A 25,699-nucleotide genomic window follows, 5' to 3' on the forward strand; every position below is an offset into this window, starting at 1 on the left:
CACGAGTTTCCGCATGAAAAAAAGAGGAAGCGTTCGCACTCTTCACATACTGCTCAGGGTTTCCTCTTTTCTTCCTCCTCTTTCCAGCCGTCCCGCAGCTCCTTTACCATCTTGAAATAGGTGGAGCGTTTAAAGCCCAGCTGCTGTTGATAATCCTCATGCTTCATCTCCTTGCGCATGATTTTTCGTATATTATCTTCAAAATCGTCAGGAAGCACCATTTTCGGACGTCCGTAGCTTCCCTCCCCGTTTCGTTTCTTTTCCAGTGCCTTGTGAATGCCTGCAATCTGCTTAGCGTAGTTGCGTTTGCGGATTGTCCCCGTCACAAATTCAATCATTAGCTGCATTTGTTCCAGATCCACAATACGTCCATCCGGCAATTTGGTATGTAAACCGTGTTCCTGCAGCAGGCCTAGTCTTCGCTTAAGTTCTATGACCTCACTAGCAAGATGTGCAATATCACAGATAATCAGCGTATCCCCTTTTTTCCATACGGACTGCAAATACTCCCACTGTGCAGCACCCCCATGATCCAGAAAGCAGACCGCCTCCTGTGCGTCCTGCAGCTTTTTCTGCAGCTGCCGCATTTCCTGTTCTTCCCGCTCATCCTCCACATAGGCATAAAAATAATTCATTGATCATCACCTCATTTGTATATTATAAATAACAGCGGGTAGCTGCGGCTCCCAGAAACACCCTGACCACAATCCCAAGGTCATTCTACACTATACCTTTACCAGAATCAATCCTTCTGTGGAAAGAATCTAAAAAACTATAGTTTTTTACAATATTTGGAAATTTTCAAGCATCGTCCGTGAAGATAGATAACCGTATGTCTGCATGCAGAAAATGCTTCATATTTCCCTCATAAAACAACAGGTGCACGTGTAAAGCAGAAAGCGCATGACATGGAATGATATTCTTCCCATATCCGCTAATGCAACCTCTGAATTGTTTCATAGATATACAATAAGCACAGGGATTGAAGGCTGTTTCTGTATGAAGGATACCCTGTATACTTTGCAATCCTATGTTCTCATACTGCCTGGCACTTCCTGAAATATACAGAATACAGACTCCTACTGTCATATTACAAAAAAATTCCATTAGTGGTACAAACGACACTATCCATACCGTTATCACAACCGGACTGCTTCACAATAGCTGTAAGGACATGTTACAGATAAGCAGATAATCACACACCAGAAAAGCAGAACGCAAAAGCGTCCTGCCTAATCAAGTGTTAATTCCTCCAATTTCAGCAGCTCAACGACCGCCTGGGCTCTTCCTTTAACCCCAAGCTTCAACATAACATTGGATATATGGTTCCTAACCGTTTTATCGGATATGTTCATCAGCTTCGCTATTTCCTTTGTGCTGTAATTGGCAATCAGTAATTCAAAAACCTCTTTTTCTCGTTGCGTCAGTATTTTTTGCGTAGCACTTACCCCCTAACGTTCCTACCTACCTTTATCTTATGCATCTTCCGGTTTTTGGTCTGTGTTATGCAGGATATTGTAAATATTTTGTGCTACTTTCTCAGGAACAACAGCACTGATGTCCGCAACAGTGGCCTCCTTCAGCCGTTTTAAGGACTTGAAATGCTTCCATATTTCCTTTTTACGAACCTCTCCGATTCCTTCCACCTCATCCAGAATGGACTTCGTCATGGCTTTTCCGCGCAGTCTGCGATGATAGCTGATTGCAAAACGGTGCACCTCATCCTGCATCTGTGTCAACAGAAAGAACAGGGAGCTGTCGCGCTTTACCGGAAGGATGTTTCCGTGAACATCCATCAGATTGCTGGTTCGATGATTATCATCCTTCACCAGACCGCACAGGGTTAGCGGGATATCCAATGCATCTATAATTTCCTTGGCCGCCTCAATCTGCAGATAGCCTCCATCGACTATGAGCAAATCCGGAAAGCGGCCGCCTTCCTTCAACAGCCGGAAATAGCGCCGGTAGATGACCTCCTTCATGGAGTCAAGGTCACTGACATATTCTCCCAGACGGAAGGTGCGGTAATCCTTTTTACTCGGCTCCCCATCCCGGTAAACCACCATTCCGCTGACATTATGTGTTCCAGAAATATGCGAGTTGTCAAACAGCTCGATCCGGTGAATTTCCTTTTGTAATAGATTGCTTAGCTGCTGCATTCCCTCATAGCGCCGGCTTTCCTTACGCTCCACCAGCTCAAATTTCTGTTCATGGGCATTTTTCGCATTCGCAAGCACCATGTCCACCAGCTTCAGCTTATCTCCGCGCATGGGCTGCAGCAGCTTCGTATCCAGAATTTCCTCCAGATGTGTGATATCGTATTCCTTTGGTATGAGAATTTCCTGCGGCAGCGGATTGTTCGCATAATACTGAAGAATAAAGGATACAAACGCATCCTCTGCCTGCTCATACAACGGCTCAATGGACAGCGTACGCTCCAGCAGCTTGCCACCGCGCAGAAAAAAGCCCTGAATGGAGATATAGCCCTTGTCAACATAATAGCCGAATACATCCCTGTCCTTACGATCCTTGAAGTCAATCTGCTGCTTGGATGTCACATGCTCGATTGCCTGGATCAGACTCAGCTTTTCCTGTGCTTTTTCAAAGGCCAGCTCTGCACTTGCCTGCTCCATTTCCTTGCGCAGCGAATCCAGCATATCTTTTACATCCCCGCGCATAAACTTCTGAATACCGCTGACCATTTCCGCATACACATGTTCGTCGATCTCCTGAATGCAGGGTGCCAGACACTGTCCCATATGATAATACAGGCATTCCTTTTTCTGCATCCGCCGGCATTTGCGCAGCGGATAGATCCGGTTTAACAGCTTGGCCGTTTCCCAGGCCGCTCCGGAGTCCGGGAACGGCCCGAAGTAATACGCCTTGCGATCCTTTGTATTGCGTACCACCTTCAGCACCGGTGCTGCTTCCTTGGTCAGCTTCAGATATGGATAGGATTTATCATCCATAAACATGATATTGTAGGGAGGTGTATGCTTTTTAATCAGATTGATTTCCAGCAGCAGTGCCTCTTTCTCACTGGATGTCACGATATATTCAAAATCATCGATATGACTGACAAGACGCGTCGTCTTGAAATCATGGGCGCCGACAAAGTACTGCCGTACACGCTGCTTTAGCTTTTTCGCCTTTCCGACATAAATGATATCGCCATCCTTATTTTTCATCAGATAGCAGCCAGGCAGGGCAGGAAGGATTTTCAGCTTATCCTCTATTTTTGCCATATTTGCCATTATTTAGCGCTTCCCTTCTGCTTCAAAGCAACAACCGTCGCTCCAAGTCCGCCTTCTCCCTGGCCGCCCATGTGAAAGCTTTCCACCCGCGGGTTGCGCTTCAGGAAGTCATGGACACCCTTGCGTAATGCACCGGTTCCCATACCGTGAATGATACGGACATTGTTTGCCTTTGCCAGCATGGCATTATCTAAATATTTATCAATGATCGGCAGTGCCTCTGCCACCCGCATACCGATAACATTGCATTCCATGGAGAAAGCACGCACAGAGGCTTTGGAATAGCCCTTTTTCTTTGTTTTCTGCACTTGACGGACAGCCGGTTCTATATCATGTATCGTAGTATTCATTTTCATACCGTTTGCCAGCACGCATACCTTTTCCTTGTTCATGGACACGATTTCCCCATAATAGCTCAGCTTGCTGATTTTTACATAATCGCCGACCTGATACGACGTTTTTTCACGCTCTGTATGCTCGCTCTGTCCGGCTTCATCCTCCAGCTGTGACAGCTTGTTCAGCTTCGCCTTGCGGTCGCTGATTTCATGCGGCTTGGCATCACTTTGCATCTGCTTCAGCTCCTCAATAATGTCCTGTGCTTCCTCTAAGGAGGCTTCGAGCTGCTTTCTGGCGTCCTCCTTCACGGTTTCCAGAATTTCCTTTCGACGGTTCTCCAGTTGCTTCTTTTCCCGTTCCAGATCCTCCTGCAGCTGTTTAACATCCTGCAGCCGGACAGACAGCTTTTCTTTTAGCTCATGATTTTCCATCAGAGACTGCTCCAGCTTTTCCATCGCAATATCCGCCTTGCTACGATCTGCCTCCTTGCGGCTTTTCGCAAACTGAATGATGCTGTCCTTTAATCCATAGCGGCGGGCAATTTCAAATGCATTTGACTGTCCGCTGATTCCTTCAATATATCTGTACGTCGGCTTCATCAGCTCCATATCAAATTCCACACTGGATAACAGGATATCCTCATTATCGGCACCGTAGGTTTTCAATGCAGAGTAATGGGTCGTGGCAATCACCATTGCACCGATTGCACGCAGATGATCGAGTACGGCAACTGCCAGCGGTTCTCCCTCCTTCGGGTCTGTCCCACTTCCCAGCTCATCCAGCAGTACCAGGGAGCGCGCAGATGCATGGTCGCATATATCTGCCAGCTTGGAAATATGGGAGGAAAAGGTGGATAGGGATTCCTGAATGGACTGATCATCACCGATATCGACATACAGGGCATCAAACAGCGGTACGACTGCCTCTTCTGCACTCAGCGGCATACCGGACATCGTCAGGGCGACAAACAGACCAATGGTTTTTAAGGTAACCGTCTTTCCTCCGGTATTGCTTCCGGTTATGAGCAGGCTGTGATGCGGCTTGCGTATTTCATATGTATTTGCCACAACCCTTTGCGGATCGATCAACGGATGACGGGCTGCCTTCAGAAATAAATGATCATCCCGCGTGTTCAGCTCTGCGATACAGCCGTCCTGTGCCTTTGTCCACAGACCGCGGGCAAAGATGCTGTCCAGCAGAGCAAAGGTTTCCAGATTTCCAAGCAGCTCATGGCCGACTGCCTTTACCTGCTGACTCAGCTCAAATAAAATTCTCGTGATTTCCTCCTGCTCCTGGCTTTTCAGCGCCTGCAGACGGTTGTTGAGCACCAGCAGACTGCGCGGCTCCACATAGGCCGTTTGTCCGGAAGCACTCTCTCCATGTACAAAGCCGTCCACACTGTTTTTCTCACTGATTTTCACCAATACGCAGGTGCGCTCATTGCGTACGGTCGTAATCGTATCCATCAGCTTATTTGCATTCCGTGAGATAAACCGCTGTACCTCACTGCTGATGTCTCCGTTGCAGGACAGGATGGATTTCCGTATACTTTTCAGCTTGGCACTGGCATTATCCAGCACCTCACTGTTCATGGAAATGCAGTGTTCAACAGAAGCTGCCAGCTGCTGATGCTGGGCAAAGGAATCCGTCAGCTCCCGGATCAGCGGTGTTTCCAGATCACTCGCCTTCATATATTTGCGCATTTGCTCCACCGCACGGGTACTGTCCGCAATTTCGCGCAGCTCAGACGGTGTCAGCGTCATGTCCTTCATTGCCGCCTCAATGCTGTCCTTCGTGTCATGAATACCGCCAAAGGGCATGTTTCCAAAGCGCACGACAAGAGCATAGGCCTCTTTTACGCGTGTCAGCTCCCGCTTTACCCAGAGGGCATCAAAGCGTGGCGTCATTTGTCGAATCAGCTGTTTTCCCAGGGAAAAGGAGGCATGCCTTGCGACCTGCTCCTTTACGAGATCCAGCTCTAATGGTTCATACGTATCTTTCATATTCTTACCTCTATTGCAGCGCAGACAGCACGGTGTCCACGTCTTCCTTTTTCATATTTTGTTGCAGCAGCCAATCACGGACAGTCTCTTTTTCTGCTGTGCTGAGTGTCTGCTTTTCCTCCAGGGCAGAGGTTAGCTTGGACAGCTCCTGCAAAGGCTCCCTTGCATAAAACGTGATCGTTTTCAGCAATGGCTCACCATAGCGTAAAAGGGATGCCGATGCGATTTCATTTCCTGTTTTCCAGAAGGGCAGCTGACAAATCAATGCTGCCAGCACCATGAGCAGAACAGCCTGCAAAGCGCCCAGTGCTGCCCCCAGCATACGGTTGATTCCGGATACGATTGGCACATGATTCGCCGCCTTTGTAAAAGGCTTCAATATAAGAATTGCCAGCTGCAGCAAGACAAATAGAAGTACAAACAGCAGCAGATGATTCAGATGCTCATACAGCAGCCCCTCCAGCGGTGTATCCTGCATGGGAACGGCACTTTGCGGATACAGATGCAGGAAGCCGCCAAGGATTCCCGATGCCCACCATGCCAGAAAGCCGCATACGAAGAAACCAAGGATACTGAGCAGCTTCAGCAGAAAGCCATCACGGTATCCGCCAAGGATGCAGGCACATAACACACATACGATTACGATATTCACAATCAAAATTATGGACACGATCAACCACCTGCTTTCTTTCGTCCGTCTCATTATTTTACCATGAACACAGAAAAAAATGAATGGGAACACCCGATTTCTATATCCTGCTGTCACATTTTATGCTAAAATGGAAAAGTTATGAGGAGGAGATACCATGGGTACATGTACAATACAGGCCAGTACGGCAAAAATGATGGAGCTGAAGCAGCGGCTGAAAAACGCCGAGATACGTAAAACACCTCCCTATGCACTTTATCAGATCAAGACGAGCGACTGCGTGATTACCGCTTATGAATCTGGAAAGGTCGTCTTCCAGGGAAACGGGGCCGAGGAATGTGCCGCACTGCTTTCACCATCCGCAAAGCCGCAGGAAAAAAAGACGGCGGGCAGAAGCAGACCTGCCTACAGTAAGGAAATTTACCCGCAGGCCGGCAGTGATGAGGTGGGTACCGGTGATTATTTTGGCCCGGTTACCGTTTGTGCAACCTGTGTTACAGCACAGGATGTGGAATTTCTGAGAGAGCAGGGTATTCAGGATTCCAAGGCGATTGATGATGCCGCGATACGGCGCATGGCACCAAAGCTGATAGAACGGCTTCCTCATAGTCTGCTGATTCTGGATAATGCGACCTACAACCGCATCCATGGTGAGAATAATATGGTGGCAATCAAATCCCGCATGCATAATCAGGCATACGTGCATTTACGTAAAAAGCTGGGAGCACTCCCCGAGTTCTGCATCATAGACCAGTTTGTACAAAAAAGCTCCTACTACCGCTATTTGCAGAAGGAACGCGATGTCGTATATGACATACATTTTGAAACAAAGGCGGAGAATAAATATCTTTCCGTTGCAGCGGGCTCGATCATTGCTCGCTATGCATTTCTGAAATCCTTCGATGCCATGTGTGAGCGATATGATTTCACCTTTTTAAAGGGTGCCGGAAGCAAGGTGGATGCAAACATCCGTGACTTTGTGGCAATTCATGGAAAAGAAGCGCTGTTTCAGGTAGCCAAGCTGCATTTTGCCAATACAAAAAAGGCCCTTGGTTGAAATAGCTTAACAATTTTGTATTCTACAATATGAACTCAACCTCTGAAATAAGAGGTAGAAAAGCCTTATCCATAAGGCACACAAGCAGAAGGATAGGCTTTGCATTCTTTAAAATTCATGCTGCTTCATTCATTTTCAGAATTATATTTTTTTGTAAATAGCCACAAACAAAAACGTCTATTGACTTTAAAATAGACGTTTTTCATTATTCTAATACCTCTATCTAATCTGCCATCATCATAAAAGATCCTCAATACTATGAATGGTATCGACTCCTTTTTTTCGCATAGCTTGCTGAATGGAAATGGATAATTCGATCATTGCTTGAAATTCACTAAAAGTGCAATAAGCTATACTGCGAGCAAGAGCTTTCATAAGCCAATCATAGCATACGTATTTATTCCCCTGAAGATCAGCTACTTTTTCTGCTATCATTTTATACAAAGGACTTTGTCTTGATAGGAGTTGTTCAACAACTGTTCGACTGTTAAGATACTTTAAGTTATCACTTACCGAAAGATTCTTCCAATCAATACAAGACGTTGTTGAGTAATCTGTAAAATCCTCCCATGCTATTGTTTCCGGATGTTTGGCAATCAGCTGTAAAGCTTTTCTTCCTTCTTGTAGGTTCATATTACCCCTTCCTCCATTCTACTAAGATTCTTTTTATCTCAGCCAATGCTTCTGAATCCTTATCTTGAAGCATTATTTCTACTAAGCATGCGGCCATCGAAGGTAGAGACATGGTGTCTTCCTCTAGTTGCTTTTCTGAACTAATCATCAACTTTTCGCGTTTAAGGCTCTGCAGATAGTTTGTCTGAAGAAGCAACACCATATACTGAGCTTGAAGTACTTTCAGACCATGCTTTTTTAAATCCATCAGCATTTTTTTTCTAATCTTATTTAATTTTTCTTCCACAGTATCACTATATTTTGCCTGCAAGTTGGTAAATACTGGTACTTTTTCAACTCTTTTCAATTTAGAAAGCAAAACTTGTATTTCTCTCCAATCCCCTACATTCTCAGCTGCATTTACTTCTCTTTCAAAAACAGCTGCTCTTGACATATCCTGAGATGGATCTTCCTTTTTGATTAGATATTCCAAGGTTGCATGTTTCCAATTACTTTTTATGTTTAATAAATGCATATCGGTCCTCCTCTGTTTTTATATTAACGGTATTATCCCAATACTCAATTTATATCACATTTAAAATTATAAATCAATAGGTTTTCAACCTTCCTCTTGCATTTCGCTCAGTTTTCTTAAACAATCTGATGATTAAGACGCATTCAATTTGATTTTTTGCTTGTGATTACGCCTCCTGGCCTTCTTCCTCTCAGGTGTACTATATATGCCCTTCACACTTAAAAAGCTGCCATTTCTGACAGCTTCAATTTCTCATATAACAGTAGGATTCACCTTTCTGGTAACCTCCAGCTCAATCGCATACGGCAGCTGTACCAGCTCCACTCCGGCACTGCGCAGCATCCGCTTGCTGGCAATCGTTCCCTCCGTGTGTCCGTATTTATCTGACTCATATACGATCCGGCTGATGCCGCTTTGAATAATCGCCTTGGCACACTCATTGCAGGGAAACAGGGATACATAAATGCTGCAGCCCTTCAGATCATGCTTACTGTTCAAAATCGCATTCAGCTCTGCATGTACCACGTACGGATATTTGGTATTTCCAAATTCCCCTTCCCGATCCCATGGAAATTCGTCATCGCTGCAGCCGTTTGGAAAGCCGTTATAGCCGATGCTGACGACGCGGTGTTCATCACTAACGATGACCGCTCCCACCTGTGTGGAAGGATCCTTGCTGCGTTTTGCGCTCAGATGCGCCAATCCCATGAAATACTCATCCCATGTCAATACATCTTCCCGTTTCATTTACATACCTCCTGTTTTTTCATATTGTCTGCTAAAATGCTCCTGCAGATAGTCTGCATAGGCATTCAGTGGTGTATGCCGGTAAATACGAATCAGTGCAGCATCCACATGCCGATCAACCGGTGTTACAGTATCCACTGCCACGCCGTAGACAAGCATGCTTACCGCATACAAAGCCAGTGCCATTTTCGCATGATGCCTCATGAGGGAATCATTCTGCTTACCATAGATCCATAAGCCAAACAGAATCCCGCACAGGATTCCTGCTAGATCAGCCACAAAGGATACCGACGGTACCAGTGCCAGCAACAGCAGAATGACCATGCAGTTATACAACGGAATCCGCAGCAGCGGATGACGCAGTGTATGTGAGAGCAGTTGGCTGGTCAAAAAGGCAGCGGCAACACCGAATATGCCGGCACTCATTCCAGTCGCAATGGCATTGGGTGCGGCAATCAGCTGAGCCATATTCCCCAATATTACGGAGGCTAGAAAGACAGCCGTATACCAGCCTCTGCCTAAACGATGCTCACACAGCTTTCCTGTCGCATAAAGAGCATACATGCTGATGACAAACGGTATCACACCGTTCTGTACAAAGCCGCCGCTGAGTAACCGCCAGTATTCATGTGCCGCAACAATATTCATTTTATAAAATCCACCAACTGCTACAACAGCACTATCCATATTACCACCAGTATAGGCCAGTATATACTCCAGTACGAGAACTATCGTACAGACAGCCATAATAGCAAGTGTCACCCGCGGTATACTTTTCTTCCGCACTTTTTTAATAAAATCCTGCTGCTGCTTCAATTCTGCTTCCTCAACCTGGGCGAGCAGTGTGCTTGTTTCCTTATCCGGATCACTGACCAGGTGTACAACCTGATCGATACCGCGAAACACACGGATGAGCTGAGGCTCACTGATCTTTTGTGGTGCAATGCAGATTTGTGTCAGAAAGGCATTGTGTACCGGACTGGACCCCGGATTTGTATTCAGAATCAGCATCGGCCCCTCTCTGTGCATCAAATTGAGAATTACGCGATGAACATTGCGCACATAGTCCGTATCCGCAAAGGTTCCCGCATTGCCGCTGGATGAAATCCGGATCACCGGATAGGCCGAATTCTGTTCGTTCATGAGCCATAGATCATCCTTATGCTGCTGAACACGGACAACTCGGTACTGCTGCTGGACTACCAGATAATGCAGCAGCTGATAGGCATACAAATCATATTCGCTGACCTGCATCCAGTCACCTCGATTCCTGACGCAGTTCTTCCAGAATATCCGCAAACTGCTTTGGCAGCTCTGCTTCCACGGTAATCATTTCCCCTGTTCTTGGATGCTGGAAGGTAAGCTGATGGGCATGTAGAAGCTGACCGTTTGTCTGCATGGTTTTGCGATAGCTGTATTTCTCATCTCCGACTACCGGATGTCCGATATACTGCATATGTACGCGAATCTGATGGGTGCGTCCGGTTTCAAGACGGCATTCCACAAGCGTATAATTTTCAAAGCGCTCTATCACCTGAAAATGCGTACGGGCATCCTTGGAATTAGTAGATGTGACAGCCATTTTCTGACGATCCTTCACATCCCGTCCAATCGGTGCGTCTATCGTTCCGAAATCATGCTGAATCACACCATGAACAAGTGCATAGTATAAACGATTCACTGTTTTGCTCTGCAGCTGCTTGGATAAGGACGCGTGAGCAAGATCGTTTTTGGCAACGATGAGCAGACCTGTTGTATCCTTGTCGATACGATGAACGATGCCGGGACGCAGCGTACCATTGATACCGGAAAGATCCTTGCAGTGATACAGCAGACCGTTAACCAGTGTTCCTGTCTGATTGCCTGCCGCCGGATGAACAACGATGTTTTTCGGCTTGTTGATAACGATGACATCCTCATCCTCATAGCGCACATCCAGCTCCATCGGCTCCGGACGTGCCTCAAGCTCCATTTCATCATCAAAGCAGGCAGTGATATGATCCTGCGCCTTCACCTTGTAATTTGCCTTGGCAGGCTTTTCATTTACCAGAATCAAGCCTTCCTGCAGCAATGACTGCACACGGCTGCGGGACAGCTCCTCCTGCTCACTGATATATTTATCAATTCGTACTCCTGCATCCTCTGCAGCAGCGATAATATCTATTTCGCGCATAGCTTACGACCTCCATATGTCTCCAAAACCATCGACAGCACAATGAGTCCGACACCGACACAAAGTGATATATCCGCAACATTAAATACCGGAAAATCATATCCGAGGATGATGAAATCCAGAAAATCACGTACATATTGAAAAGCCAGTCTGTCTATGAAATTACCAAGAGTTCCCGCCATCATCAGGACAACGCCGATGCGTGTCAATCGATCGCTGGAATCTGTAGAACGGTAAAAAATCAGCATGCCGATCAGAAATGCGATGGAAATCAGATAAAAGAAAACCATCTTCCCCTCCAGCATGCTCCATGCCGCTCCTGTATTATGCAGATATGTAATCCTGAAAAAGCCCGGTATTACATGGATACTTTCATCTATTTGCATGGACGCCTGTACGCCCCATTTACTCAGCTGATCCAGCAGAAGAACTGCCGCCATCAGCACGATATGCTTAGCTTTCATGCGATTCACCTTTCTTTATATGCCCTATACAGCCAGTATTGGAATGCTGATAGAAATGCATCGTATCATATTATAACAAAAAAAACCGCCATTGGCGATTTTTATGTGTACTTTTTATTTCGAATCACGGTAATTAGGAAAGTTTATAAATAAGGAGGATGAACTCGACACGTTCATACAAGGATTCTAATAAAAAGTCCATTGGCAGATTCTTATGAAATCTGTTTATAGTATACCACGGCAGAAACATATTTTCAATATATTTTTCAATATTTTGTCATTTTATTTCTGAAAATATTTTCACAAATTAAATATTTCCTGCAGCAGCTTCCAGCAGGTATCGTCAAGGGAAACCGTCTTACTGATGGTCACATACGTATTTCCCCGAATAAACAGATAATCAAGCTCCCCCGTATACATGGTGAATCCATGCGTTTTGACCGGCTTTCCATACCCCCTGCACAACATATCCATGATTTCCTTACTCTGATACTGGCTTTTCACCCAATCCTGCAGCAGTCCCTTTTGAATTTGATAGAGCTGCACATTGATATCCCGCTGTGTGTCTGCTTCCTCCTCTGTATAAGCATTAAACATCTGATGCGTACTCAGCATGGAGGAATCCGAGAAGCTATCCACCGTCATATCGCTGGTATCCATATACTTCATCACCAGCGTTGACAGCGCAGTTTCCTCCATCGGCTCATCCAGATGCCTCCATATGTTATTCACCGTTATCTGTGTTGTCCCCAGGAAAATCAGCCAAACCAAAACAATGGTTCCTGCCCATTTAAGCCATGGTTTACAGCTTCCCAGCCAAAGCTTGCGGATCAGAAGCCCGAAACAGATACATACGGCAATGATTAGAAACATAAACCGAAGATCAGTAGAAACCGCTGTCCCTAGTAGTGCACAGAAAAGCATCAGTATAGAGGCATTGGTAAAATTCGCCTGTAGCTTCAGTACTCTGGGTGAGGTTACATTGCGTCTTCGTATCAGCCAGATCAGATACGGCAGCAGCTGCAGCAGCCACACCAGATTTAACGCCGCCATAATGATAAAGCTTTGTATCTGCGTACCGCTTGCATAAAATGTCCACTTCATATTATCAAAATTCTGTTTCAGCAGAAGCAGATACATCCCCAAAAGAATCAGAAGCAGGATTGCATTCTTATGCACACTCATATTTAAAATACGGCGGTCTTCCTTAGTTCCTTCCCGCAGCTGGGCATGCGGATCACTACAGCGATAAATCTGCAACGGACCGTTTGAGCACACATATTCATAACCATATTCTTCTATGAAGCTGCGATATTTCTTTGCGTTCTGTGTTTCCGACTCCGGCAAAAGCATGGAATAGTCCTTCGTATAATCTACCAGATAATACTGCCCTTTAGTATCATCGGCTTCAAAGGTGAGCCAGCAGGAACGATCCCCATATGCTTTTATCAGCTTCCAGCCCTTTTGAGACATTTCATTCAAATATGTCTGTAATGCAGGATATTCAAATGGAAAAATAATCATCCATACGCGTTTTTTTCGCTTTCTCATACATCTGCCTCTCTTTCCTCTAATTTAATCCAGTCTTCCCCATCCTGCAGCATCGTCTTTAACCGTCTGTATTCCATCACAAGCATGCCCCTTCCCTTTTCTGTTATCATATAAATCCGTTTTCTGCCATCCGCCTCAATTTCACGAATCATTTGCTCTGTTTCAAATTTTGACAGCATCGTATACAGTGTCCCTGGTACCAGATGCACCCTGCCGCTTGTCAGCGTTAATACAAATTCCGTGATTTCCATTCCACATCGCGGCTCTAACAGTGCAATCAGTGTATAATACATGGGCTCCGTCAACGTTTCCAACTGTTTCTTTGGCATGGCATCCCCTCCAATATCGTTTAACGATATATCTTCATTTACAGTATAATATCGTTTAACGATATTGTCAAGAATATGAAGCTGTCCTTTTTTGACATTCTGAAGCTGTCCTTTTTTCAGAATATGAAGCTGTCCTTTATTTCAGAAATGAAGCTGTCCTTTATTTCAGACTCTGAAGCTGTTTTTTTATTTCAGACATAAGCTGCCGCTCCCTTTCAACTCATAAAAAGCAGGATGAATAAAATCATTTGCCGCTTTCACAAGCATGCGCTATACTTATTTTAGAACATACCGTGATAAGGAGGATACTGTGAAAAAAATACAACAAATACCGGGAAAATGGTTGCTGAGTCTCATGCTTTCCATCTTCCTGCTTACCTGCTATTTCGTTATAAACAGCCGTGCCTATCTGATGGAAGTCAAAGAGGAGCTCATACAAAAGGAACAGGAAATCCTGGCACAGGAGGAAGCCGGTACCCTTACGCCGAACGGTGGAAGTTATGTATCTCCGGAATCTGTTCACGTTGGCAGTGCCTATCTCTGGATCATCCCTTTTGGAATTGTAGAATTCTGCCTGCTTATATTGTACCTAGTACGCTATATCGCATAACACGCAGGGATTGCATACAAAGCAAGAGAATGCTATACTGAAGCCAAAGGAAAGAAGTGATTTTGTGAAAAAAAATGAAGCAGTGCTCCATGCAAGCCCGATGATCTGCAACGCCTGCATGGAGTAAAAGCGTCGCGTATCATGCCGGCTTGTTAACCAGTACATTTAAAGAGGGAGTCAGCATGAAATATATTAACGCAAAAGCCGTATTGCCTGAATCTCTGATCAGGGAACTGCAAGGCTATATTCAGGCAGGATATGTATACATCCCGGCAACGGGAGAAAAAAAGCGCTGGGGAGAAAAGAGCGGATATCGAAGGGAATTGCAGGCACGCAATACAGAAATACGACTGCAATACCATCTGGGCCGTTCCATGGCTTCTCTCGCTGAGCAGTATGCATTATCGATACACGCCATAAAAAAAATAATCTATCAAAAATGATTTTGGATGCCTCGCGCATCCTTTTTTCTACTACATGCTTCTGTACGATATTGTAGCTTGCGATGCACAGGAAAGCCGGATACAATACAGGTAAAGAAAGGAGCTGATGAGCATGAAGACGGTAAACGCCGTGTATCCGCGAAGCAGGGATCCGCATACAGTCTATCTGAAAAACGTCATCACAAATCCGCATATTACAGTCGGTGATTTTACGATGTACAACGATATGCTCCACGATCCGCGTGATTTTGAAAAGAACAATGTCCTGTATCAGTTTCCTGTAAATCAGGACCACTTATACATTGGAAAATTCTGTTCCATCGCCTGCGGTGCGAAATTTCTTTTCAATAGTGCGAACCATGCAATGCATTCCCTGTCCACCTATCCCTTTCCGATATTTTTTGAGGAATGGGACTTACAGCCGGAAAATGTTACAGACGCCTGGGATAACAAGGGGGATATCGTGATCGGTAACGATGTGTGGATTGGCTATGAAGCAGTCATTTTATCCGGTGTTACGATTGGAGACGGTGCCATCATCGGCACACGAGCCCTGGTAACAAAGGATGTGGCTCCCTACACCATTGTCGGCGGCATGCCTGCCCGGAATATACGTCTGCGGTTTTCTAGTGACACGATTACAGAGCTGCTGCGATTACAGTGGTGGGACTGGCCGGTTGCGGACATTCAGCGCAATATAACGGCGCTGCAAAGCGGTGCTGTTGAACACCTGCAGCACTGCAGAGAAGCAGATTAGAAAATAAAGTTTTGCGATGTGGTTTTAGTTTAGAATGCGTATACTATAGCAGTAAAACAATAGAAAAAGAAGGCTCCAAAATTTCATAAGAGCCTTCCTTCTTTTTCTATATCCGGTATACCTGTACCCGAAACGGGTAGGAACAACCTTGCATTTCCATGCTTGTATCGCTGTTACTGATACTCGACATGTATCCTGTCTTTGGCCTTTGCGGAGGATACAATTACGACGCGATCATTATATTCCATAGTGTATACCTTACGATGCTTTAATCCATCCAGAAAGGTATTGAGGTAATTCAAGCCATCGTTAATATCATGATCATTATGATAACGCTCCTGCAAATAGACATTTTGTCCGCTTACACTCATATGAATTTCCGTACTGCTGTATTCAATGCGTACCTCATCCTTCATATCTTCATCATATTTCCAGTCATAGGATGTGTAATAATCATCATCGAATACGATATTCAAATCCTTGTCCTTAACACTGAAGGTTTGTGTTTTTATGATATCGGAACCATAATAAGCATCGCGGCCGTCCACAAAATCAAACTCCTTGATTTCAAACACAAGCATGGTGGTACCGATTGCCATCATCGTGATGCCGACAATCAGGGATATAAGAAATTTTTTCATATGACTACCCCCTTCTCCATAAAACACTGTATAGCAGCGACAGGAAGCCTCCAGTTGCTACGAGTGCACCAATCACAATAAAATACGCACCGATCAACGTCAAGCCTTCAACACTTAGTACGATCATCGCTCCCAATGCACAGCACAAGCCAATGATGATACCAACAAAGGGAATCATCATCAGGCAGAAGAAGATACGCATCAGAATGGTCGCAACACTCGTTACTCCACGCTCCAGATGGTCGTCCTCGTGATAGCGGCGGTATTCCTTTCTGCGCGGCTCCTCATAGGTGCTTTCATCCGCATATGCATCCTCTGTCTCCTCCGTGTTCATGCTGTCTTGTTTGCTTTCCTGGTAATTCACATCATCACGGTCATCATAGATGGTATCCCGCCGTGTACGGTTTCTCCCGTTCGTAAAGGAATGCACCGTTTCCTTCGCCTGGTCAAAATCAAAGCTTTCCTTGAAGTCATCAAACACACTGGCACCATCATCGTGTCGTGCATGGCTGCGGTAACGGTTTAACCGCTTTGTACACAGATTAACCAGTACCACCACAAAGATTGCCACATAAGCCACACCGATTATAAATCTCCAGATGGCCGCCAGAAGTCCGCCGATGCCATAGCCTGCTACGGAATGCAGCAAACTGCTTCCCAGGGAGGAAATCATACGGAAGGGGATATGCAGGACTGCCAGCAGCAGCAATATCACCAAAACCTCGAATACCAGACGCACAACATCATCCATCTGCAGGGAGGTAAAGGAGCCTAAAAACCGCTGGAAGCCGTTAAATAGGTCATCCATAAACCGGTTCAGCTTTGTATCAAAGGAGCGGTTCACGCGATCTGTATTGATCTTATAAGCATCCAGGATATCATCCACCAGCTCATCAATATCACCAAAATCCGCAATCGCCTCCTCCTCGGTTTTTCCTTCCTTCATCTTCATTTCAATATGTGTGCGATATTCATCAATGATATCCCTTCGTTCCCTTTCATTGATCACATCCAGCTTGCGATCCAGCAATCGCAGAAATTCATCTTTCGTCATCGAGTTCACTCTCCTTTATAAATCTGCTGACCTGTTCATGAAATTCATTCCATTCCTGCAGCAGCTCCTTTGTCCTCATTTTTCCATTCCCGGTAATGCGATAATATTTGCGCGGAGGGCCTTCCGTGGATTCACTGAGATAGGTTTCAAAATAATGCTCATTGGTCAATCGCTTTAATAAAGGATAGATCGTTCCTTCATTTACGTTGATGACCTTGCTCACCTCAGATACCAGCTCATAGCCGTACATATCTTTTTTATATACGCACAGCAGCACGATCAGCTCCAGAACACCCTTCTTGAATTGTGTGTTCACCAGCATCACCTCCACTATTATAATACATCCAGTACTTTGTATTGTCAAGTACTAAAATAAAAGTAATACTGTATATAACATAGAAGACAAAAAAGGCTGCCTTTTAAGGCATGCCTTTTCTATTTATCTACTTCTGCTCGTTCTTCCGTTTGTAAATCATACAGCTCGTTCAAACGCATAACAGCATTTTTCAAAAGCTCCTCTGCCGTTGTTTGATTTGCCGTACTGCGTATGATACAGCTCTTAGGCTCTACAAATTCCTTTTTTCCATGAAATTTCTTTTTCCAGAATAATTGCAATATGAAATCCTCAATCTGTTCCATCGCCTTTTCATTCTGTGTGTCCTCAAAAATCGCTACTGCAATTTCTTCATCGCTCAAACGTGCAGCAATACTATCCAGCGAAAAACGCTCCTGCAGGCTGTCCCTGATGCTATGAAGATAAATGAGAACCTCCTGTCGACTTACGTTTCTGCATAGTCTGTGAAAGTTGTGAAGCTGTATATACAGCAGGGTTACCGCTGCACTGCTTTGCATATATCTGGATCGATCCACATAATAACAGAAGCCCTCCCTGTTTAATAAACCGCTGTCAGGGTCGGTATATGCTGCTTTCTGCAGCTCTTTTTTCTGTCGGATAACCTTGACAAGAAGATAGGCACATCCAAGAATAAGCAATGCGCCGACAGCACAGCAGCCATCAATCAACAGCTTCACATCCGCTGGCAGCCATCCGTCACTGGGCTGAATACTGAGATTCCAGGTAGCCGGCAGACTGAATTCCAGCTTTGCGGCATCTGAGAAATCTATGGACGCATCGGAAACCTGTATAATCGTCTTTTTCTCTCCTAACGCGTTTACGCGCCACAACTCATAGTCATACCTGCGGTCTGTGAGAAAGTCCAGATGCATTTTATCAAGAACATAGTCACTATCCACCGCCGCAACGACCTCCCCTTTATACTGTCCATTGGTAAGCAGCGGCTCAATAAACAAAAATACATTTTCCTTTGTCAGCGACAGCTGTTCCGGCCCGGCGATTACGCCTTCCTTTACAACCTTGGCCAATGTATAGCTATAAGACAGATCATGCATATCATTTCCCAAAGCAGCCTTATATTTTTCCTTTGGATAAATTGCCGTTAGGCTGTCCCCTTCAAAATAGGACAGATAACGGATATGCGAATGCTGCTTTAAAAGCTTTTTGGCTGTTTTTTCAAACAGCTTCAAATCTGAATACTTTGCCGCATCCAGCGTATAGGTCATTTTGGATGCATAATTGATAGAATCCAGCTGTGCTTTCAGATTTTCACAAAACAGCTGCACAGCCGTATCTGCATCCCTTCGCCGCTCCTGGATCAAAAATGCATGGATTCCATTTCTTGTATACAGGCTCACAAGCAGCACAGCAATCGTAAATGCAATTCCCAGCATGCGGTATTTGAAATTCAGTGTTCTCATATCATTCTTCTCCGTGCAGGAACAGGGAATAATCCTTTTTCCCATGACGCTTCACATCATACAATGCCTTATCCGCCTTCGCAATCAGCGCCTCCAGCGTATCCTTCTTATTCCAGATACAGGCGCCAAGACTGCAGTGCACATCAATCGTTTCCTGCTTAACCGTGATTGAGAAGCTCAGCTTGCCGACCAGCTTCTGCAGAACCGCATGGATTTCTTCTGTATCATCCATGTCCTTTAAAACAAGGATAAACTCATCTCCGCCATAGCGTCCGACAACACCCTCATATTTTTTTTCATATTCGCGAAGGATGGAACCAATTTTGCGCAAGGCACTGTCTCCGGCCTGATGCCCATGCGTATCGTTTAGAATTTTTAAATCGTCCAAATCGACAAAGCAAAGCGTCATCATATTTTCCACAGCCGCAGTCTCCAGCAGCTTCTGTGCCTGACTCAGAAAAACGGTACGTGTTACCACACCGGTTAAACCATCGCGAAGTCCAGTACTGCTCATGCGCAGGATATCGTCATAATCAACACTTTCCGGTATACTGTTCTGATAGAGCTTTCGTTCCATTTTATGGACAGCCGCAACCATTTTCTCCATATTCTCCCGCTGGTGCAGGCAGTATTTTCTCACCAGGATAAACAAGCCCAGCGTAACTGCTATCGTACAAATGGCAATAAACAGCAGGGACGGCAATGTAGCGGTAAACAGCGAGAGAAAATCGATGGTAATCAGAATATCCCAATTGGTGTTTTTGACCGGGCCGTATTCTGTATACATCAGATTTCCATCCTTCATGCTGTAAAACGATCCTGTTTTCCGTGCCAGCAGTACTGTTTCCAGCTGATCTGTTGTCATATTGAACATCCTTGTATCCTGCAGAACATCTACGTATGAGGATCCGTATGACAGTCCGTTGGTAGATGACATGATCTGCCCCTTGGAACCAATCAGTACAGCCTCACTGCGGTTTGCGGAAGCTGACTGCTGTAACAGCTTCACTGTATCATCAAAATATATGGAACAGAACAAACTGCCTGTCATAACGCCGTCATGAAGCAATGGCACTGCCACGGTATAGTTCAACGTTACCCCGTCCGCTCCCGCGACAAAGCTGTCCGTTACCACGGGCTTTTTTGTAGAATACAGCTTCTGCATATGCTCCCGGCTTGCCAGACTTGCCGGTTCCTCTCCGAGCGTATAAACCTGAATATCCTCATCCACATAGCAGATAAACATATATCCGAAATACGTATTGATTTGATCCAGCTTTGCGACCTTTTCCTCCCATTTCACCGCAGGATCATTAAATTCAGGTAGCGCAGCCAGTGATTGTAAAAGCTTTAATGATTCATCAATGCGCTGGGATATCTGTGTCGATGCACTTTGCTGAGCCGCTATTGCAGAATGACGCATCGTGCGTACTGTCGTCAGTGTACCGCCGAGGATAACGATGAAAATACAAAGCACACAAAAAACCAGGAAATATGTGCGTACCGGTGAAAAAGGAAGAATCCGGCTTTCCTGTTTTGTATTCGCATTGTTTTTTATTACCTTTTTCAAACCGTTCACCCCGTTTTCTTTCTTTATTATATATTGAGTATAACATATCTATCACATGAAAAGATTATTTTTTTATATTTTTCATAAATCTTTACTTTTAAGTTCAACAGTCCATACACATAAAAAAATTACCTGTACACAGCCTGGTTTATCAGCTCTATGCATACAGGAATTTTTACCTTTGCTTGTGCCTTTTCATTTCACCTAGAACACACGTCTATTTGTTTGTGCTGCCAAGGCCTCCGTTACGGATATCCTGTGCATCATCGTCCTCACAGATACCAAAGGGAAGAAAGATCCCCTGGGCGAATCCCTCTCCGGCTTGTACCGTTACGGTTTTATTCTCCCTGGAATCATTCATCAGCTTGATAAAGATATGCCCCTCGTTATCACTTTCAAAATAATCACTGTCTATGATTCCCACCGTATTATTACACTGTAAGCGGTAGCGAAATCCCAGAGAGCTTCTGGGAAACAGCTGCAGCACCCAGCCCTCACGGATTTCTGCGCGGATACCGGTTGGAAGCTTAATCGTTTCCTGCGGTGCCAGAGTAAACGCTGCAGGCGCAAAAAAATCATAGCCGGCAGAGCCTCTGGTTGCCCGTTTCGGCAGCCGCAGGTTATCGTATAACACACGGATTTCCTGTACCGGTTCCTTTGGAAAGGTTTCCTTCCAGTCCTTTTCAAAGCGTTGAAAGCTCACCTTGTGAAATTTAGCCATTCTCTCCATAAACATCCTCCTATGCGCTATTATTTTACCATACAAATGTGTGTATGTCCCTTTTAACCGTGCAGTCTGACCTGTATCCTTCCATTTACAGCCTGAAAACAACAGGAAAACGTTAAACGGCTGTACCGATCTGCAATCAAATGGAGTATCTTTTCCCTGCTTCCTATGAAAACTCATGGAAGCCTGCACTGCCTTTGAAGCTACCAGCCATTTGCAGGTGCTCGTATGAAAGCCTTGCTTTGGCTTTATCTGTCGTTTATCGAAATGATCTGCATACAGAAAAAGCATACAGGAACATCCTTTTCAGAATTCATGTATGCTTTGTATCCGGTTATTTCCATGCGGCCGCATGCTGCTCCTGGCGGTACTGGGAAGTAAACAGCTCATAATAATAGCCCTTTGCGGCCATGAGCTCCTCATGCGTTCCCTGTTCCATGATGACACCATGCTGCAGTACGACAATGATATCCGCATCCACGATCGTACTCAGACGATGAGCTACAACAAAGCTGGTTCGTCCATGCAGCAGCTTGGACATTGCATACTGAATCGCCTTCTCACTTTCTGTATCAATGGAGCTTGTCGCCTCATCCAGAATGACGATGGCAGGATTGGAGAGCATAGCCCGCGCAAAGGATATCAGCTGCTTCTGTCCGGTGGACAGACGGTCTCCACCCTCTCCTACCTCGCTGTCATAGCCCTTTTCCATGCGGCTGATGAAATCATGCGCCTGAATCAGACGGGCAACGTGCTCCACCTCCTCATCGGTGGCATCCGCTCTTCCATAACGAATATTATCCCGTATGGTTCCACTGAACAGATTCGGTGTCTGCAGCACATAGCCGATGTGGGAATGCAGCCAGCCAACACTACGATCACGCAAATCCCGGCCATCCATGATAATTTTGCCACGGCACGGTTCATAGAAGCGACAGAGCAGATTGACTATCGTACTCTTACCCGAGCCGGTTTCTCCCACGAGCGCCACCGTTTGTCCCTGCGAAACCCGCAGGCAGAAATCACGTAGGACAGGCTCGTTTTCATAATAATAGAAATCTACATGATCGAATACGACATCGCCGTGCAGGAATTCGTATGCCTCCGTATGCTCATCCAGCAGGGTTCCATAGCGCTCAATCACATCCGGACGATCTACGATTTCAATCTCCTCATCCAGCAGGGCAACCACACGCTCTGCGCTTGCCTGCGCCATTTGAATCTCTGCCAGAACACGGGCAATCTGCTTCAGCGGGTCGAAAAACAGCTGTGCATAATTGATAAACATGGCAAGGGTTCCAAACTGAATCGTTTTCAAAAGCACCTGTTCTCCTCCGACATACAGCAGCAACGCGATCACAACCGCTGACAGCAGATAGACGATTGGCTGAAAAATAGCGTTGATGTGCAGTGCACGCATGCTGTAGCGCTTCATATCCTCTGTTTTCTTTTGAAACTCCTCGTAATTCTGCTGTTCGATTCCCAGCGTTTTCGTCGTCTTGGCACCGTTGATTCCTTCCGCAAAGGAAGCTGTAATTCGGGAATTGGCCTTTCTTGATTTACGCTGTGCCGAAAGAATACGGCGTTGAAAATACAGGGATACGAACCAGAGCAGGGGAACGACAACCAGCACGCACAGTGCCATCTGCCAGTTGACAAGCAGCATGACGATACTGATTCCCAGCATGACGAAGATTCCCCAGACTACATCGACAAACGCCCAGGCAAGCGTTTCTGCCAGACGTGCGGTATCTGAGGTGATCCTTGCCATCAGCCAGCCGTTCGCAGTCCGGTCAAAATAGGAAAAGGTCTGCTCCTGCAGCTTGCGAAAGCACTTCTTTCGCAGATTTTTTCCGAAATCACTTTCCACCCTGGCGGCAAGTCGGAAAAACAAATACACCAGCAGGCATTGTGCCACGATCATTGCGAGGTACACACCGATAAAAACCGGCAGTGTCTGCGCTCCTGTTTGATCATCCACATAGGTATTTAAGGCATACCGGTTCAGCAGAGGCATGATTACATCCGTAAGTGCTAACACCGTATTAAAGAAAATCAATGGAATAACTGTTTTTTTATGCTCCCACAGCAGTTGAAACACCTTGCTCCAGGTTTTGCGGTCAAATACATCACTTTCAAACTCCTGTTCCTTCATGATGCGCTGTGCCATATGCCTCACCTCCCTCCTTCTGAATGTCATAAATCCGTTTATACAATCCTTTTTGTGCAATCAGCTCCTCGTGGGTTCCCGCCTGCACAAGCCGTCCATGCTCCAGCACCAGAATCCGGTCGGCATTCTGTGCGGAGGCAACACGATGGGTAATCATCAGCATCGTCATCGGATACGCAATATCCTGCAGCGCCTCCTGAATCATCGCATCTGTTTTCATATCCAGAGCAGATAAGGAATCGTCAAATACGATGATCGGACTTCTGGCAAGCAGGGAACGGGCGATTGCCACACGCTGCTTCTGTCCTCCGGAAAGGGTTACCCCCTTTTCTCCTACCATGGTTTCATAGCCCTGATCAAACTCCTCGATATCGTTATGAATACAGGACATACGCGCTGCCTCCACAACATCCTCCTTCATGGAATGATGATCGGCGAGATGAATGTTTTCATAAATGGTCTTGGAAAACAAAAACGGCTCCTGTAAAACAATCTGAACATGGCGCCGCAGCCAGGATTTCGCGATATCCCGCAGCTCCACACCGTTGATTGTTATGCTTCCCTCATCATAATCATAAATACCGCTCAACAAATGTACCAGACTGGACTTCCCACTGCCGGTCGGCCCCATGATGGCGATACGTTCTCCCTCATGAAGCTCGAAGGAAAGATCATGCAGCGTATGCTCACTTCCGTCCTCATAACGAAAGCTTACATGATCAAAGCGGATATTGCCGCTGATTTTTGGACGCAGACCACGCTCCAAATCCTCAGCCTCCTCCTGCAGCACTTCCTCAATACGTGTGATGGATACACTAACCTTTCCCAGATCGGACAAAATTCTTCCCAGCTGACGCAGTGGCCAGACAATGGTGCTTTCATACATCAGAAAGACGAAGAAGGTTCCTACGCTCAGCTCTCCCTGCAATGCCATACCGATACCAAAGACGATCATGAGCAAAATCTGCATCTGTCCAAGAAAATCAGTCCCGCTCCAAAACAGTGCCAGCGCATGCATCAAATCAAAATATTTCTTGCGATAGGCATCATTTGCCGCCTCGAATTTATCAATTTCATGCTGCTCCTGATGAAACGCCTTTACGACGCGCATCGCATTCAGATTTTCCTGCAGCACGGTGGTCATGGAGCTTTCCGCAAGATCACATTCCAGAAAAATCTTTTTCGCCTTGGAAAAGAATACGTAGCTTGCAATCAGAATCAGCGGAATCAGAGCAATGGATACCAGTGTCAGCTTCACACTGCGGCTGAACAAAATCAGGGATGCCAGGGTAACATTTAATATAGCAAACAGCATTTCGGAAAACTGGTTAGCCAGAAATCTTCGCACCGTTTCAATATCCGAGGTGCTTCGCTGAATCAAATCCCCGCTGTCCTTGCTTTTGTGATAAGAAAACGGCAGCTTCTGCAGATGGTCATACAGATCGTTGCGGACATTTTGTGCCAGTGTCTCGGCAACATTTCCCGCATGCATGCTTCTGCGGTTGATCGCAAAGGCAACCATCAAATAGCTTCCTACAACCAGCAGGGAGCCGACCCACAGATGCGACTGCAGCGCCTCCATACCGCCTGCCATAGCAACCAGCCTTTGCAGGAATACATTATCAAACGGCACTCCCTTGATTATATTATCAATCATCCAGGAAATAATCAGCGGTGCTGCCAGCATAAACAAAGAGTATATCGCCACATCCAGTAAAATCAGCAGAAACTGATACCGGTACGGCCGCACATACCTCCATACAAATCGTATTTTTTTCATAATCCCCTTCCTCTCTATATCCTGTTACCGAATGCAGATACAGTATCTCCCTATCCGCAGACGGTATCGTTCATGTTTTCTTTTTTGCTGTACATAAAAAAGCCTGTGTAAACAAAAAAATAGGCAATAAGCCTATTTCCCGCAATGCTTCCATGCAGCCTGTTAAGACTATACAGAAATCCTGTTTATCCCAGCTTTTTCGCGTACTCACGCAATGCAGACGCAATCTGGTCCGGACAGGATGTCGGCTTCGCTCCACAGCGAACCCCTTGAAAAGCATCCAGTACTTCACTTATTTTTTTATCCTTTATAATTCTGGAAATGCCCAGCAGATTTCCTGCACAGCCTCCTACGATCGTTACATCGCGAATGACATCGCCATCCATCTCAAACCGCATTTCTCTTGAGCAGACACCCTTTGGTTTATATACAAATGTTTCCATATCCTGTTCCTCCTTATC

The 25,699-nt window shown here is 45.6% G+C and carries 26 protein-coding genes; 4 read left to right on the plus strand and 22 right to left on the minus strand.

Annotated features, from left to right (window positions below):
• Positions 1–53: 53 nt before the first annotated feature.
• The 5 genes from GKZ87_12220 to GKZ87_12240 all read right to left on the minus strand — a co-directional run bounded on the left by GKZ87_12220 (position 54) and on the right by GKZ87_12240 (position 6,263).
• On the minus strand, positions 54–635 hold the full coding sequence (locus GKZ87_12220) for a resolvase (GenBank protein ID QSI26200.1): 582 nt from the start codon (positions 633–635) through the stop codon (positions 54–56).
• A 597-nt stretch (positions 636–1,232) separates the two neighbouring features.
• Complete coding sequence (locus tag GKZ87_12225) at positions 1,233–1,427, minus strand: helix-turn-helix transcriptional regulator (protein QSI27952.1); 195 nt, start codon at positions 1,425–1,427, stop codon at positions 1,233–1,235.
• A 48-nt stretch (positions 1,428–1,475) separates the two neighbouring features.
• Positions 1,476–3,254, minus strand: coding sequence for an excinuclease ABC subunit UvrC (uvrC, locus tag GKZ87_12230; protein QSI26201.1), 1,779 nt, complete (start codon positions 3,252–3,254; stop codon positions 1,476–1,478).
• Positions 3,254–5,593 carry an endonuclease MutS2 gene (locus tag GKZ87_12235; GenBank protein QSI26202.1) on the minus strand — a complete coding sequence of 780 codons (2,340 nt, stop codon included), beginning with the start codon at positions 5,591–5,593 and terminating at the stop codon, positions 3,254–3,256. The genes uvrC and GKZ87_12235 overlap by 1 nt, the downstream gene beginning before the upstream one ends.
• 10 nt (positions 5,594–5,603) lie before the next feature.
• A complete protein-coding gene (locus GKZ87_12240) occupies positions 5,604–6,263 on the minus strand; it encodes a CvpA family protein (GenBank protein QSI26203.1) in 660 nt (219 codons plus the stop codon).
• A gap of 136 nt (positions 6,264–6,399) precedes the next feature.
• Here GKZ87_12240 and rnhC point away from each other — a divergent pair, with 136 nt between their 5' ends.
• A complete protein-coding gene (gene rnhC, locus GKZ87_12245) occupies positions 6,400–7,299 on the plus strand; it encodes a ribonuclease HIII (protein ID QSI26204.1) in 900 nt (299 codons plus the stop codon).
• A 237-nt stretch (positions 7,300–7,536) separates the two neighbouring features.
• Here the strand turns inward: rnhC and GKZ87_12250 are convergent, their stop codons facing one another.
• From GKZ87_12250 to GKZ87_12285, 8 genes are all read right to left on the minus strand, one after another.
• The gene (locus tag GKZ87_12250) at positions 7,537–7,932 is read right to left on the minus strand and encodes a hypothetical protein (protein QSI26205.1); all 396 of its coding nucleotides are present in this window, start codon (positions 7,930–7,932) and stop codon (positions 7,537–7,539) included.
• Between the two features lies 1 nt (position 7,933).
• Positions 7,934–8,446: a hypothetical protein gene (locus tag GKZ87_12255; GenBank protein ID QSI26206.1), complete on the minus strand. Its 513-nt coding sequence runs from the start codon at positions 8,444–8,446 to the stop codon at positions 7,934–7,936.
• A 252-nt stretch (positions 8,447–8,698) separates the two neighbouring features.
• Positions 8,699–9,193, minus strand: a complete 495-nt coding sequence (locus tag GKZ87_12260; protein QSI26207.1) for a cytidine deaminase — start codon at positions 9,191–9,193, stop codon at positions 8,699–8,701.
• On the minus strand, positions 9,194–10,447 hold the full coding sequence (locus GKZ87_12265; GenBank protein ID QSI26208.1) for a rhomboid family intramembrane serine protease: 1,254 nt from the start codon (positions 10,445–10,447) through the stop codon (positions 9,194–9,196).
• Positions 10,448–10,451: 4 nt separating this feature from the next.
• On the minus strand, positions 10,452–11,366 hold the full coding sequence (locus tag GKZ87_12270) for an RluA family pseudouridine synthase (protein ID QSI26209.1): 915 nt from the start codon (positions 11,364–11,366) through the stop codon (positions 10,452–10,454).
• Complete coding sequence (gene lspA / locus GKZ87_12275) at positions 11,354–11,830, minus strand: signal peptidase II (protein QSI26210.1); 477 nt, start codon at positions 11,828–11,830, stop codon at positions 11,354–11,356. Before lspA ends, GKZ87_12270 begins: the two co-directional genes overlap by 13 nt.
• 300 nt (positions 11,831–12,130) lie before the next feature.
• On the minus strand, positions 12,131–13,381 hold the full coding sequence (locus GKZ87_12280; protein ID QSI26211.1) for a DUF2812 domain-containing protein: 1,251 nt from the start codon (positions 13,379–13,381) through the stop codon (positions 12,131–12,133).
• Positions 13,378–13,710, minus strand: a complete 333-nt coding sequence (locus tag GKZ87_12285) for a PadR family transcriptional regulator (GenBank protein QSI26212.1) — start codon at positions 13,708–13,710, stop codon at positions 13,378–13,380. The genes GKZ87_12280 and GKZ87_12285 overlap by 4 nt, the downstream gene beginning before the upstream one ends.
• Positions 13,711–14,020: 310 nt before the next feature.
• On the opposite strand from GKZ87_12285, the gene GKZ87_12290 reads away from it, so the two are divergent.
• From GKZ87_12290 to GKZ87_12300, 3 genes are all read left to right on the plus strand, one after another.
• A complete protein-coding gene (locus tag GKZ87_12290; GenBank protein QSI26213.1) occupies positions 14,021–14,320 on the plus strand; it encodes a hypothetical protein in 300 nt (99 codons plus the stop codon).
• Positions 14,321–14,502: 182 nt separating this feature from the next.
• The gene (locus GKZ87_12295; GenBank protein QSI26214.1) at positions 14,503–14,763 is read left to right on the plus strand and encodes a hypothetical protein; all 261 of its coding nucleotides are present in this window, start codon (positions 14,503–14,505) and stop codon (positions 14,761–14,763) included.
• Positions 14,764–14,875: 112 nt separating this feature from the next.
• A complete protein-coding gene (locus GKZ87_12300) occupies positions 14,876–15,520 on the plus strand; it encodes an acetyltransferase (protein QSI26215.1) in 645 nt (214 codons plus the stop codon).
• Between the two features lie 173 nt (positions 15,521–15,693).
• On the opposite strand, the gene GKZ87_12305 is transcribed toward GKZ87_12300, so the two are convergent.
• The 9 genes from GKZ87_12305 to GKZ87_12345 all read right to left on the minus strand — a co-directional run bounded on the left by GKZ87_12305 (position 15,694) and on the right by GKZ87_12345 (position 25,681).
• Positions 15,694–16,161, minus strand: a complete 468-nt coding sequence (locus tag GKZ87_12305; protein ID QSI26216.1) for a hypothetical protein — start codon at positions 16,159–16,161, stop codon at positions 15,694–15,696.
• Positions 16,162–16,165: 4 nt separating this feature from the next.
• Positions 16,166–17,215: a DUF1700 domain-containing protein gene (locus GKZ87_12310; GenBank protein ID QSI26217.1), complete on the minus strand. Its 1,050-nt coding sequence runs from the start codon at positions 17,213–17,215 to the stop codon at positions 16,166–16,168.
• Positions 17,202–17,531, minus strand: a complete 330-nt coding sequence (locus GKZ87_12315; protein ID QSI26218.1) for a PadR family transcriptional regulator — start codon at positions 17,529–17,531, stop codon at positions 17,202–17,204. Before GKZ87_12315 ends, GKZ87_12310 begins: the two co-directional genes overlap by 14 nt.
• Positions 17,532–17,650: 119 nt before the next feature.
• Positions 17,651–18,991 carry a diguanylate cyclase gene (locus tag GKZ87_12320; GenBank protein ID QSI26219.1) on the minus strand — a complete coding sequence of 447 codons (1,341 nt, stop codon included), beginning with the start codon at positions 18,989–18,991 and terminating at the stop codon, positions 17,651–17,653.
• 1 nt (position 18,992) lies between these two features.
• The gene (locus GKZ87_12325) at positions 18,993–20,561 is read right to left on the minus strand and encodes a diguanylate cyclase (GenBank protein ID QSI26220.1); all 1,569 of its coding nucleotides are present in this window, start codon (positions 20,559–20,561) and stop codon (positions 18,993–18,995) included.
• A gap of 217 nt (positions 20,562–20,778) precedes the next feature.
• Positions 20,779–21,291, minus strand: coding sequence for a deoxyuridine 5'-triphosphate nucleotidohydrolase (locus GKZ87_12330; GenBank protein QSI26221.1), 513 nt, complete (start codon positions 21,289–21,291; stop codon positions 20,779–20,781).
• A 331-nt stretch (positions 21,292–21,622) separates the two neighbouring features.
• A complete protein-coding gene (locus GKZ87_12335; GenBank protein QSI26222.1) occupies positions 21,623–23,458 on the minus strand; it encodes an ATP-binding cassette domain-containing protein in 1,836 nt (611 codons plus the stop codon).
• The gene (locus GKZ87_12340; protein QSI26223.1) at positions 23,424–25,238 is read right to left on the minus strand and encodes an ATP-binding cassette domain-containing protein; all 1,815 of its coding nucleotides are present in this window, start codon (positions 25,236–25,238) and stop codon (positions 23,424–23,426) included. Before GKZ87_12340 ends, GKZ87_12335 begins: the two co-directional genes overlap by 35 nt.
• Positions 25,239–25,423: 185 nt before the next feature.
• Positions 25,424–25,681: a TIGR03905 family TSCPD domain-containing protein gene (locus GKZ87_12345; GenBank protein ID QSI26224.1), complete on the minus strand. Its 258-nt coding sequence runs from the start codon at positions 25,679–25,681 to the stop codon at positions 25,424–25,426.
• Positions 25,682–25,699 lie beyond the last annotated feature (18 nt).

The sequence above is a fragment of the Erysipelotrichaceae bacterium 66202529 genome, assembly GCA_017161075.1.
Classification (GTDB): Bacteria; Bacillota_I; Bacilli_A; order Erysipelotrichales; family Erysipelotrichaceae; genus Clostridium_AQ.